At 30.7% G+C, this 11,297-nt stretch carries 7 protein-coding genes; 5 read left to right on the top strand and 2 right to left on the bottom strand.

Going from position 1 to position 11,297, the window contains the following annotated elements; all coding sequences use genetic code 11:
* Positions 1–141 precede the first annotated feature (141 nt).
* Positions 142–1,422 (bottom strand): serine--tRNA ligase, encoded by a 1,281-nt coding sequence (serS, locus tag ACO6OL_RS05220; RefSeq protein ID WP_004264136.1) that lies wholly within the window; start codon positions 1,420–1,422, stop codon positions 142–144.
* Positions 1,423–1,732: 310 nt separating this feature from the next.
* Positions 1,733–5,356, bottom strand: a complete 3,624-nt coding sequence (locus tag ACO6OL_RS05215; RefSeq protein ID WP_485502369.1) for a pneumococcal-type histidine triad protein — start codon at positions 5,354–5,356, stop codon at positions 1,733–1,735.
* A gap of 234 nt (positions 5,357–5,590) precedes the next feature.
* Here ACO6OL_RS05215 and ACO6OL_RS05210 point away from each other — a divergent pair, with 234 nt between their 5' ends.
* From ACO6OL_RS05210 to pepF, 5 genes are all read left to right on the top strand, one after another.
* Positions 5,591–6,436, top strand: a complete 846-nt coding sequence (locus tag ACO6OL_RS05210) for a sulfurtransferase (protein ID WP_485502368.1) — start codon at positions 5,591–5,593, stop codon at positions 6,434–6,436.
* A 26-nt stretch (positions 6,437–6,462) separates the two neighbouring features.
* The gene (locus tag ACO6OL_RS05205; protein ID WP_485502367.1) at positions 6,463–7,833 is read left to right on the top strand and encodes a sodium:solute symporter; all 1,371 of its coding nucleotides are present in this window, start codon (positions 6,463–6,465) and stop codon (positions 7,831–7,833) included.
* A gap of 62 nt (positions 7,834–7,895) precedes the next feature.
* Positions 7,896–8,801 carry a metallophosphoesterase family protein gene (locus tag ACO6OL_RS05200; protein WP_314160248.1) on the top strand — a complete coding sequence of 302 codons (906 nt, stop codon included), beginning with the start codon at positions 7,896–7,898 and terminating at the stop codon, positions 8,799–8,801.
* Between the two features lie 8 nt (positions 8,802–8,809).
* Positions 8,810–9,361 (top strand): GNAT family N-acetyltransferase, encoded by a 552-nt coding sequence (locus ACO6OL_RS05195; RefSeq protein ID WP_314160247.1) that lies wholly within the window; start codon positions 8,810–8,812, stop codon positions 9,359–9,361.
* 114 nt (positions 9,362–9,475) lie between these two features.
* Positions 9,476–11,278 (top strand): oligoendopeptidase F, encoded by a 1,803-nt coding sequence (gene pepF / locus ACO6OL_RS05190; RefSeq protein ID WP_485502366.1) that lies wholly within the window; start codon positions 9,476–9,478, stop codon positions 11,276–11,278.
* Positions 11,279–11,297 lie beyond the last annotated feature (19 nt).

The following is an 11,297-nucleotide window of genomic DNA, read 5'->3' as shown; positions in this document are numbered from 1 at the left end:
TAGTGGAGTGGAAAAAGGTAGTCCAAAGCCACTATCTTTTTATAAAGGATTTTTATCTGGAAAGGGTTGGGAAAAAGACTCAAGGAGTTTATGTAAACTCTTTGAGTCTTTCTTTATTTTATTGTTTTTGAGAATAATTAATTAGTCTCTTTCAATTTTAGTGATTCCACGCATGTATGGGCGAAGAACTTCTGGTACTGTGATAGAACCATCTTCATTTTGATAGTTTTCGATTATAGCAGCTAGACAGCGTCCTACCGCTAATCCAGAACCGTTTAATGTGTGAAGGAATTCAACTTTTCCAGTATCTTCACGTTTGAAACGCATGTTTGCACGACGCGCTTGGAAATCTGTACAGTTTGAACAAGAACTGATTTCTTTATAAGCGTTATAACTTGGTAACCAAACTTCGATATCGTAAGTTTTAGCACTAGAGAATCCTGTATCTCCAGAACATAGAGTAATTACACGATATGGTAAGTTTAATTTTTTAAGGATATTTTCAGCATGTCCAGTCATAATTTCTAATTGTTCATATGAATTTTCAGGTTTAGCAAAACGTACCATTTCTACTTTATTGAATTGGTGAAGACGGATTAATCCACGAGTATCACGACCAGCACTTCCTGCTTCAGATCTGAAACAGATACTGAATGCTGTAACACCTTTTGGTAACATATCTTCAGTTAAGATTTCTCCATTGTAGTAGTTTGTTAATGGAACTTCTGCTGTAGGAATAAGAGTTAATCCTTCAGATTCTACTGTATATACATCTTCAACGAATTTAGGGAATTGACCTGTACCAAATAGAGCAGTTCTATTAACTAATTGAGGTACCATGAATTCTTCGTATCCATGTTCAACAACATGAGTATCAATCATAAAGTTGATTAATGCACGTTCAAGAAGAGCTCCAGCTTTTTTGTAGTATACGAATCTACTTCCAGAGATTTTTGCTGCACGTTCGAAATCAGCAATATCTAATTCTTCAACTAAATCCCAGTGGGCTTTTGGTTCGAAGTCAAATTCTCTTACTTGTCCGATACGACGAACTTCGATGTTTTCGTCTTCATCTTCACCGATAGGAGTCTCATCAGAGATAAGGTTAGGTATTCTAATAATTTTTTCGTTAATTTCTTCAGCGATTTGTTTAACTTCAATATCACGAGTTGTAATTTCATCAGAAACGTGTTTCATATCTGCAATTACATCTGAAGCATCTTCACGTTTTCTTTTTAGGATAGCAATCTCTTCACTTTTTTTGTTACGAAGTGCTTTTAGATCTTCTACTTGAACAAGTAGTTCACGACGTTTTTTATCTAAGTCGATAAGTAGGTCAACTACATCTGTTTCTAAGTTTCTTGCTGCTAATTTTTCTTTTACCATTTCAGGATTTGCTCTGAATAATTTAATATCTAACATAATTGTATGCTCCTTCTAAATAATTTATTTTGATTGAATTTTACAAGTAAAATAAAAAATCCCTTACGTCAAAGACGCAAGGGACGATTAATTTCTATACCGTGGTTCCACCCAAATTCAATCTAAAAGATTCTTGAAATTTAATTTGATATTATTTATAGTAGAATTTTAAAATAAACAATAAGTACTTTCAGCATTTGTACTCTCTCTGGGAATGTTCTTAGATTAAAACATGTCTATAATCAAATTTTATATATTTATTTAATATAATTTTACTCTATTTTTATCTTTTTTGTCAAGTCTTTTTAGGTTATTTTTCTTCTGTTGAATTATTTGAAGTTTCCTCTGTTGGTGTAGTTGTGTTGTTAGAAGTTTTTTCTTTTTCTGTGTTGTTTTTGTTTTCGTTGCTTGTTGTGTTGTTTTCTGGATTTGAAACTTCGCTTTCTGAGTTAAGAGTCGTACTATTTTCATTTTCTGTTGAAGCTTCTTTTGGTTTAGCATTTGCCAATAATGCAGCAAGTAATCTATCGATATCATTAATTAATATCGTTTCGGCTTTTCCTCCAAGTGTGAAGTTCACCGCTTTTCCATATGGTGTTTCAATAACATTTAATGAATCTGGAGAAAGTTTAAAGATTCCCGCAAGTAAGTTTACTTTTGCAGTTTCTTCTGGAGTAAGTTCTACTTTTTTATTATCTGTCGTATTATTTTCTTCTTTAGGTGTACTTACTTCATTGTTAGGTTGATTTCCAGTGTTACTACCATTATTTGTGTTATTATCTTTTTCTTCTTCTGGTTTCACTTCAGTGGCTGGAGTAGTAGTTTCAGTTTTTTCTGTTGTTTTATTTGCATATTTTTCAAAATCTGCTCTGTCATATTTAGCATTAGAGAATTCGATTGGAAATGAAGGATTGTTGGCTTCTTTAGCGAATTGATCAGCTGAAGAGCGAAGTGTTGCACCATCACTGTCAGTCTTATTTAATTTATTATAGTTCTTACCGAATTCTACTTTTGAACTTTCATTATGTTCCAGTGCATAGTGAAGAGCATTTTTCGCATTAATCAGTCTTGTTACAAGTGTTCTCATTGGTGTTCTAGTGATAGATGCTTGAGATTCATAAGAATCTTTTACAAGAGAAGCAAGTTCTTCACGTAAGTTATTATCAATTTTGTCACTATCAATATTTTCTAAAAAGTATTTTATGTAACTAACTGTTGTTATACCTTCACGATCTTCGAATTTTTTAAGTTCATCTAACATATGGCTAACTTTGTTTAGTGTATTAGCATCTTTATTTGAGCTAGCTTCATTTAACTCGTTAGTTAAGTCAGTTTTTGAAAGACCATATTTTTCAATATCAGTGTCTTTGATTCTATTTAGTAGAGTATTATATTTTTTAACTAATTCATCATTTTTAGAAGTATCCGCATTAGCTTCTTCTTGGATGTATTTTTTATCAAAATTATTTAACATTTCAAGGTAACCGTTAGTAGAGTTAGTTGGTAATTCTTCTATTGTTGCACGTAATTGATCTAGTGCACGGTTTACACGGTTTGCTTGTTTTTTATCATCGCTGTGTTTAGCAAGGTTATTAGCTTTAAGTTCCTCGATACGTTTGAATACAGCTTCTTTATCGAAGTCTCCTGAAACATAGTTTCCTGTGATATTAGGAATTCTATTTTTGTAATAAATATCTGCACCTTTAGATAAAATTTTAACAAAGTGATCGTGGTCTCCGTGAGGTATTACAAATTTATCCCCATCACGTTTAATTTTATCTGCAGGAATACCTGTTCGTTTTGATAAAGCAAGTAATTCATTTTCAAAATCCACTTCATCGTCACCTGTAACCTCTGGAATATGGAATTTCTCACGAGGAATCAGATATGGGTGAATGTGTGTTGGATCGTAAGCGTGAGCTGGTTCATTGAATACGAAGAAATCTTTTGTTACTTTAACAGCTTCTTTTGGTACTCCGTAGACTTCAGCGATGTAGTTAATTTGTTTTTGAATTTCTTCAGTAATATTTACGTCAGTCTCATCAATATGAATTGCATTTAATAATACAGTGTGACTATGATCACCATGAGGATAAGTTAATGCTTGACCGCTTTCAGTTTCTACTAATTTAATAAGTTTAGGGTCAATTCCTAGTATTTTAGCAAGGTGATTAATTTTTTTAGTCACTTCTTCAGAATAATTTTCTTTATTTTCTGTATTATTTTCTTCTTTGTTGTTTTCTGTTGGCTTTTCAGTAGTTGACTCAGTTACATTGTTAACATTAATATTATCTAATAATGTTGTTTTACCGTCATATGAAAGAGCATCTCCTTGTGCTGTAGATACATATTTAATTGAGCTTTTATCAATGTTATTTTTATTTGATAAGTAATTTATTTTTTCAGTTACTTTATCTTCTAATTCTTTATACTCTTTTTTAGCTTGTTCTAAATATTTTTCAGGAATTAATTTTTCAAATTTAGAATTCACTAGTTGTTTATAGTATACAAAGTGTTGGTGTCCATTATGATCAATCACTAGTCCTAATGAAGTCGGAGTACCAACAGTATTTTCATTTAAAATAAACCCATCACTAGTCTCAAATTGAACTCCAGCAAATGATAAAATGCTAGGTCTTACAACTATTTCTTCTACTTTTGGTTTCTCTTCATTTTTCACTTCAGGTAAAACTGGAACCGGAACAACCGGAACTGGTTTAACAGTTTTGGCAGGTTTTTCTGCTTTATTTACTTCAGGAAGTGCAGGAGTAGGGATAACTGGAGCTGGTTTAGCAATTTCAGCTGGTTTCTCTACTTTACTTGCTTTAGAAACAGTAGGCGTAGAGATTGCTGGCGTTGGTTTAGCAGTTTCGACAGGTTTTTCTACTTTATTCTTTGGAATATAGTGGAAATGATCTCCATGGCGTACTGTATATCCATTTTCATCTTCGCTTACTATATCTTTTGGATCAAATTTATAATCATCTCCATGTTCTAATGAATGTTCATTATGCTCATCGTTTGATATATTTTCATGATGGTCATGATGATTGTCATTTGCTATATTAGTTTTTGGAGTGTTTACTACTGTTGTATTAGTGTTATTAGTTATAGTTCCTTGATCATTTAATAAATATTCCCATTGTGTTCCTCTTAATTGTGAATATGGAATTATATGTTGATGACTACCGTGTTGAACTATAAAGCCAAAACTGTTTCTTCCTATAATGTCACTTTCACCTTTGAAGATATAGCCATCACTCGTTGGAGTTGTTACTCCTGCTGTTGATGATGCTAAAGAAGGATTAACTCCAGCTTCTTTTGCTTGTGATAATTGTGTGCTTGATAATTCACTCTTCTTAATATAGTGGAAGTGATCTCCATGGCGAACTACGTAACCATCTTGAGTTTCACTTACTATATCTTTTGGATTAAATGTGTAGTTATCTCCATTTCCTTTAGATTCGCTAGATTCTCCATGGTGATGATGTGCATGTGCAGAAATTTCTTTCGCAGTTTTTTCATCTACAACGTTATTTTGAGTTGTTCCTTCTTTTGGATAATAGTAATATTTACCATTTACTTTTATAACATAACCTTCAGCAAGTTCATACTGAATATCTTCATTTTTTAGTTTATAGTCTTTATTTTTATAAACTAATGAATCAAGAATTTTAGCGTTATAAGGTATTAATCCTTTTTCATAATGGCTATGATCACCATGAAGTGTAACATAACCATCTTCCGTAATTTCACTTACTACTACTGAGCTAACTTTGTCAGAGTAATTAATTTTTTTTGCTTGTGCTGTATTTTGCACTAGTGGTGCAGATTCATATGCTTGGTGTTTTCCGTATTCATATCCTGCGAATGCAGATAATCCGATTACTAATGAACCGCAGGCACCAGTAATTATCATCTTTTTCTTGTTCATGTATTTTCTCCTTATATTCAATTCAAAACAATTCCGATTTATTATAACATGATTATTTACGGTTGTAAATAGTTGTGTTTACGATTTGTAAAAAATATTATTTATTAAATTTGTATATACTTAGTTGTTTTAAAAATGTAATAATTTTATGATATTTAGAAAGCGAAATTATATTTTTTAATTAAAAGCTGTGATATAATTAATCATATATATAGTCAGAAAGGAGAAATAGTTATGACACAATTTGATTTTAAAAAGTTGGTTGATGCTGAGTATTTATTAAATAATAGAACAAATAGCAATGTCGTTGTAATAGATGCACGTGGAGGAATGCTTGAAGAAGGTTCTTTAATGTATGACAAAGCAATCGTTGTTGATTGGACTGATATAAGTTTACTTGGAGAATTTGGGGGAGAAGATTTAGGAAAATTATTATCTAAAGAGAATTATCAACAAATTTTCTCTAAACTAGGAATTACAGATGAATCTGAAGTACTAGTATATGGTTTTACTATGCCTGAACAAGGATTTGGAGATGAAGCTAGAGTTCTGTATACATTTAGTTATGCAGGATTTGATAATGTTAAGTTCATTGATGGCGGTTTTAAACAAGTTGAAAAATTAGGATTTAATAAAAATTATGAACCATCATCTGACAGAATTGATGTTAGCGATGTAGTTCGTAGCGAAGCAACTCAAAATAAAAAAGCTATTTATACAGACGAATTATTATCAAAAATAGGTAATACAGATGTTCAAATTATAGATACTAGATTAGAAGTTGAATATAATGGTCGTGTAATTTATGGAGAGAATAAAGCAGGTCATATTCCTAGTGCAATTTCTCTACCATTTAATTCGCTGGTTGATAGTAATGGCTTCTTAAAATCTAGGGAAAACTTAGAAAAATATGTTACTGACAAAGGCTTAGATAAAAATAAACTTCAAATTACTTATTGCACTACTGGAGTTCGTGCTTCGTACGTTGCGGTAATATTAGAAGAGTTAGGTTTTAAAGTTCGAAACTATGAACCGTCTTTTGCAAGATACGCTAATGTGGGTGAAGTAGTATTAGATTAAAATAATAAGGAGAATTTATATAGAAAATGAATGATATGACAGGATATCTATTTTGGGGATTTTTAATTGTTTATGGAGTGGTAATGTTTTTATTATCACCTAAGAAAGTAACAGAAGCTGGATTCTTTAGAGGTGATGGTAACAGAGGTGAAAAACCTACTGAGATGATGCTTATGTTAAGTATTTTTATAAGTTGGATTTTCGCTAAATCTGTAACTAACGCTGCAAATTTAGGAGCACAATACGGATTTATAGGTGGATTAGCTTATGCAACATATTGGCTTTGTATTCCTATTTGTGGTTTAGCAATTTATAGATTAAGAACAAAGTACCAAGCAAAAGGATTAGTAAGTTTCTTAACTTCTAATTATGGAAAAGCAGCTTCTGTTGCATTTTCAGCTGCGATACTTATTCGTTTATTTAATGAAGTATGGAGTAATACTTCTGTTGTAGGTGGATATTATGGAAAAGCGGGTAGTAAAGAGTTTATTATCTCTGCAATTCTATTTACTGCTATTACTTTAGGGTATACAGTGCTTGGTGGATTAAGAAGTTCAATCGTAACTGATGTTATTCAAGCCGTTATTTTTATATTCTTTGTTGGTTGGGTAGTAACGTTAATTTTACCACAGCACAACATTAGTGATTTTGTAACATCAGGAAATTGGGCGATGAACGCAGGTGTAGATATGTTACTTGTAACAATTCTACAATTATTTAGTTATCCATTCCACGATCCAGTATTAACAGATAGAGGATTTATAGCTAGTGAGAAGACTATGCTTCGTGCATTTTTCGTATCGGGTATTTTAGGGTTCTTCTCTATTCTAATCTTTAGTTTTATTGGAATTCATGCGAGATTAATTGGAATGGAAGTAAGTAGCAACGTGCCAGCAGCTTTAGGTAAAACATTAGGTGTCGTAGGGTATTTTGCTATGATAGTAGTAATGGTATCGGCAGCAGGTTCTACACTTGACTCTACATTTGCAAGTTTAGGGAAGTTAACTGCTAAGGATTTACCAGAAATGTCTAATAGAGGACTAAAAAATCCTAAGAAAGTAGCTATTTTATTTATGATTGCATTTGCTATTATAGGTAATCTTCCAATGATTATGGGAACAGATATTCTTAAAGCTACAACGATTAGTGGAACAATGGTAATTGGACTAGCACCGATTTTCTTACTACACGGTTTTGTTAAACCAACAAAATTAGGATTCCACTTGAGTTTTTGGATTGGAATTATTTTAGGAATACTTTTAACTATTAACTTAATTCCTACAAGTTGGGCTATTGGTACAGGTAAGAATGCATTACTATTAGGAGTTAATTTATACGGATTAATTTTATGTACTATTGGTTATGTAGTACCAGGAATGTTCGCAAAAAATAAATAAATATAATATAATAAAAGTAAAGATGATAAGTCTTTACTTTTATTATATTTGGAGAGAATTATATGGGAAAAGGTAGAAATTGTTCATTAGAGTATATTCTTCAAAAGGATTGGACAAAAAAAATTAAAAAATTAGAAGCAGAAGTAATCTATATAGTTGGAGGATTATATGGAAATAGATACGCTTTAGAAATTATCAATAAGATGGCACAGGATGAAAATGCGAAGGTAGTTTTTAATGGCGATATGCATTGGTTTGATGTCGAAAAGGAAGATTTTTTAATGATTGAGGAGTTATCTAAAGACAGTATAAAACTTCTAGGAAATGTTGAATTTGAATTATTAAATAATACATCATCTTTAGGATGTGGTTGTAATTATCCCGAGGATGTTAGTGATGGAGTAGTAGAACGATCAAATATTATTCATAATATGATGAAAGAAAATATTAAAGGTAATCAAATTCTTAATGATGTAAAAGAACGCTCAAAAACCTTAGTTTTAGATTTTTTTGGTAAAAAGATTGCAATTACTCATGGTGATGAAAAAAGTATGTCGGGTTGGAAATGTTCAAATGAGAATTTAAAATTAGAATCTAGAAAGAAAGAATTAGACAATTGGTTTAAAGAGAATAGTATAGATATACTAGCAACCACACACACATGTTTACCAGTTGTATATAATAATGGAAGAAATATTGTTATTAATAATGGTGCAGCTGGAATGGCGAATATACAGGGGCAAACATTTGGTCTATTTACTAGAATAGCTAGAAGTAAGCATGAAAAAGCAATTATTTCACAAGAAATAGGTGAATTATTTGTTGAGTTAGTTAAAGTTGATTTTGATATAGAAAAATTCAAGTTATGGTTTGGAAAAATATGGTCAGATGATTCACCAGCGAGTATTTCATATAAAAATAGAATTATAAATGGAACATCATTAGCAATAGAAGATATTATTGTTTAGGAGGTCGTATGATTAGAAAAGCAATAAAAGAGGACTTTAGAGTAGTAGAAGGACTATTTAAGTTTATTAAATCATTAGAGATAGATATATTTAAAGATTATTCAGAGGGAAAAATTTATGAGATTTTAGAATATGTATTCGCGTCTAAATATGATAGATTTAGTTATAAAAATTGTATGGTATATGAAAAAGAGGGCGAAATAAAAGGTTTTTCTTTTACATATCATTATGATGAAGTCGAAAAAATGAAAAAATTTTGGTATGATGAAATCATTAGTTACTTTGATTTGAAAGAAGATACAATAATTTTCGATTATAATGAAGTGTTACAAGGAGAATTCTATTTAGATACATTATTTGTTTTTTCTGATGCCAGAGGAGAAGGTATTGGTAATAAACTATTAACAGAATTCGTTAATAGTGAAGAAGCTAAGTTAAGTTTAAATGTTGCACAATCAAATAATAGAGCGAGAAAGTTATACGAAAGTTATGGATTTAAAAAAGAATGTGAAATATTTATAGGTCATGAGGAATATGATCATTTAATAAAAAGAAAATAAGTTGCTCAAATCGTATTTTCAGAAAATTTATGTTAATTTTAAAAATATATATTACCAAATTACTAAAATATGTGCTATAATTAAAATTATGTATTATACATAAGGAGAAAAAATATGGTTGAATTATTAAGAAAAGATCAAAAAGTTGAAAATACTTGGGACTTAGAATCAATGTTTAAAACAAATGAAGATTTTTGGAACCAATTTAAAGAAGTAGAAAAACTTATTCCAGAAATAAAAAACTATAGAGGAAAAGTTAAAGAAGGAGCAAAACAATTATTAGAAGTTTTTAAAGCCGAAGAAGATATGTCTTTAAAAATGGAGCAATTAACTATTTATGCTTTTCTAAGAAAAGATCAGGATAGTACTGATGCTGAATACGGTGAATTATATGCTAAAACAATGAATTTAAGTTCTAAGTTTTATTCGGAATGGTCATTTTTAAAACCGGAACTACTTTCTATTGAAGAAGATGTATTATTGGGATATGTAGAAGAACTAGATGAACTGAAAGTTTATAAGTTTGAGTTAGAAAAACTAAATAAAAAACGTCCTCACACATTAGATGCAGAACAAGAAAGAATCATAGCGATGGCTGGTGAGGCACTAAATGCAAGTGATGAAACTTTTTCAGCGTTAAACAATGCTGATGTTGAATTTGAACAAGTAGAAGATAAAGATGGAAATAAACATACTCTGACTCATGGAACTTATGGAACTTATATGGAAAGTACAGATAGAGTGCTTAGAAAAAATACATTCCATGCCTTGTATGATTATTTCAAAAAACATAATAATACGTTAGCATCTACATTAGGTGGAAATTTAAAACGAAAAAAATATTATGCAGATGTGTATAAGTATTCATCAACAAGAAATAATGCATTATCTAATAACTTAATTCCAGAAGAAGTCTATGATAATTTAGTATCAGTAGTAAATGAAAAAATTCCTGCACTACAAAAATATTATAGTCTACATAAAAGAGCAAAAGGATTTGAAGACTTCAGATTATACGATAGATCAGTATCAATGGTAAAAGGCGAACCGTTAAAATTCACATTTGATGAGGCTCGTGATATTGTGCTTGAAGCTGTTAAACCAATGGGTGAAGAATACGTTAACGATATGAGAAGAGCGTTCACAGAACGATGGATTGATGTTTACCCAAATAAAGGTAAACGTTCTGGTGCTTATTCATGGGGTGGATATACTACAAAACCATTTGTACTATTAAATTTTGATGGAACATTAAATGATGTATATACTTTAATTCATGAACTTGGGCACTCTATGCATTCTTACTATACTAGAAAACATCAGCCATATGTTTATGGAGATTATTCAATCTTTGTTGCAGAAGTCGCATCAACTTGTAATGAAGCATTATTAACTGAGTACCTTTATAATAAATTTGAAAAAGAAGGTAATAAAAATGGTATGCTACGTGTACTTAACCAGGCATTAAGCGGCTTTACAGCTACAGTATATAGACAAACTCAATTTGCTGAATTTGAGCATAAAATTAACCAACACCTTCAAAATGGTGGAGCAATTACGGCTGATTATTTAAATACTGAGTACTTTAACTTGGTTAAGAAATACTACGGGGATGTCTTCACTTATGATGAAGATATAAAATATGAATGGTCTAGAGTACCGCACTTCTATTACAATTACTATGTATACCAATATGCTACTGGATATTCGGCAGCACAAGCATTATCAAAACTAATCTTAGAAGATAGTAAAAATGCTAAAGTTTATATTGATGAATTTCTTTCAAAAGGATGCTCTAATTATCCAATAGAAGTTTTAAAGAATGCTGGAGTAGATATGTCTAAACCGGCTGCTATAGAATTAGCACTTCAAGGTTTCGAAGAAAAAATAGAAAAATTTGAAAAGTTATATTTTTAATAATTAGATAGAAACTCAA

It is taken from the genome of Gemella sp. (assembly GCF_057272915.1).
Note: the sequence above shows the minus strand (reverse complement) of the source record. Positions and strands in the feature narration are given on the sequence as shown.

Excerpts from the sequence above, each read along its gene's own strand:
- serS (WP_004264136.1), bottom strand. The coding sequence starts at position 1,422 with ATGTTAGATATTAAATTATTCAGAGCAAATCCTGAAATGGTAAAAGAA.
- ACO6OL_RS05215 (WP_485502369.1), bottom strand. The coding sequence starts at position 5,356 with ATGAACAAGAAAAAGATGATAATTACTGGTGCCTGCGGTTCATTAGTA.
- ACO6OL_RS05210 (WP_485502368.1), top strand. The coding sequence starts at position 5,591 with ATGACACAATTTGATTTTAAAAAGTTGGTTGATGCTGAGTATTTATTA.
- ACO6OL_RS05205 (WP_485502367.1), top strand. The coding sequence starts at position 6,463 with ATGAATGATATGACAGGATATCTATTTTGGGGATTTTTAATTGTTTAT.
- ACO6OL_RS05200 (WP_314160248.1), top strand. The coding sequence starts at position 7,896 with ATGGGAAAAGGTAGAAATTGTTCATTAGAGTATATTCTTCAAAAGGAT.
- ACO6OL_RS05195 (WP_314160247.1), top strand. The coding sequence starts at position 8,810 with ATGATTAGAAAAGCAATAAAAGAGGACTTTAGAGTAGTAGAAGGACTA.
- pepF (WP_485502366.1), top strand. The coding sequence starts at position 9,476 with ATGGTTGAATTATTAAGAAAAGATCAAAAAGTTGAAAATACTTGGGAC.